Origin of the sequence: Bartonella sp. AA18HLJMS, from assembly GCF_042197245.1 — a bacterium.
Lineage (GTDB): Bacteria > Pseudomonadota > Alphaproteobacteria > Rhizobiales > Rhizobiaceae > Bartonella.
In genome coordinates this window covers 1-1,504 of sequence record NZ_JBHIRP010000062.1, presented here as the reverse complement: position 1 = coordinate 1,504, position 1,504 = coordinate 1, and the positions used below count along the sequence as shown (strand labels likewise).

Annotated in this window: 2 protein-coding genes; both read right to left on the bottom strand. The window is 40.1% G+C overall.

Going from position 1 to position 1,504, the window contains the following annotated elements; all coding sequences use genetic code 11:
- Positions 1 to 29: 29 nt before the first annotated feature.
- Entirely contained in the window at positions 30 to 230 is a 201-nt protein-coding gene (locus ACFINW_RS09895) for an AlpA family transcriptional regulator (protein ID WP_007347209.1), read from the bottom strand.
- Positions 231 to 439: 209 nt separating this feature from the next.
- Positions 440 to 1,504: tyrosine-type recombinase/integrase (locus tag ACFINW_RS09890; RefSeq protein WP_375674258.1), on the bottom strand; the 1,065-nt coding region annotated here is incomplete at its 5' end.

Genomic DNA, 1,504 nt, shown 5'->3' with positions numbered 1-1,504 from the left:
CTTGTCCGTCCTTACGTGACAAGGTTTTTTTATGCCGCGTCACTTTGACGTTGCTGTTTTGCTTGCTCGATGACATTTAAGAGATCCGATTGTAACCAACGGGATAAAAAGCCAAATTTTAAAGGTTTTGGGAGAGAGCCATTGGTAACATGACGGCGGAAAGTTGAGACACTCATATGAAGCAATTTTGCACTTTCACGGTCTGTTAAAAGAATATCATTTTCTGTCATACTAAAATCCTTTCTATCAAAAAATGGTAACACATCATAACCATTTATTAACCACATTTTGGTTCATTTAGAAAGATGTTTTATTTATAGAAAACAATATTTTATCATACAATTTTTTATGTGATAATTTATGACTCTTATTGAGAAAGAATGAGAGAGAAAAGAGAGCTAAAGTTATCCACAGATCATGGGGTTATGCACCCCATATCTTAAGATTGACCAGTGACATATGCCGCCCATTTATCCATATAGACACGGCGCTGTTCTAGATAGTCAGTGCGACGATAGGCACGCTCTACTTTGCCGCCAACTGTATGACTTAGAATAGTTTCAGCAACCTCATAGGGAGCATCGGTTGTTTCAGCGAGCCAATTGCGTAAACTAGAACGAAAACCATGCGGGCAGGCTTCAAGTTTATTGTCTCTCATATATTTTGCCATACAATTCTCAGCAAGGGGAGCACGACCGGAAAAAGACAGAATGAAATTACTTTTGGAAATACAACGGGCTTGTTTAATCACTTTTAGCGCTTCAGATGATAGAGGTACGCGAAATTCTGTTGTAGCGTCACGCAAACCTTTCATATTCTCAGCAGGAATAGTCCATACATCATCTTCAATCTGATCTTCACGAATATGACGCAAAGGGTTGGTACGAACGCCTGTCAGGATAAGCAAGCGCAAAGCCAGTTGTGTTATGTTTTGTGTTTTACAGAGTAACTGATAAAAGGCGGGAACATCTTTCCAATCCATTGCAGGTCTATTAGTGGTTTTATGACGTTGTTTACCTAAGAGCGCGTGTGCTTTTTCTGTTGCTTGTAAATCAACATCTAACCCTAATGCAGCCGCATGTTTGAGACAAAGATTAAGACGATTTAGTGCTTTCTCTGCTGTTGCAGCTTTTGTATGCCAGATAGGAGCAAGGGTATTGCGTATTTCTGTTTGTGTAATCTCTGAAACGGGCAGACAGCCCAATTTAGGGAGAATATGAAGGCGTAATGGTAAAAACCAATCACAAGCTTTACCATCTCTTTTTAATTCAGCTTTACGGCTTTCAAAAGCATCTAAAGCAATGTTTTTTAAATAATGAAGATTACGCATTGCCTCACGCTTTTGTTTATCGCGTTCTTTAATGGGGTCACGACCCTCATGTAAAACAGCACGCCATTGGTTTGCCAATTCACGGGCTTTTTTTAAAGAGACATGTCTTAAGGCGCCCAAGCCCATTTCACGGCGCCGACCGTGAATGGTATAACGATAAAGCCATTGAGCACC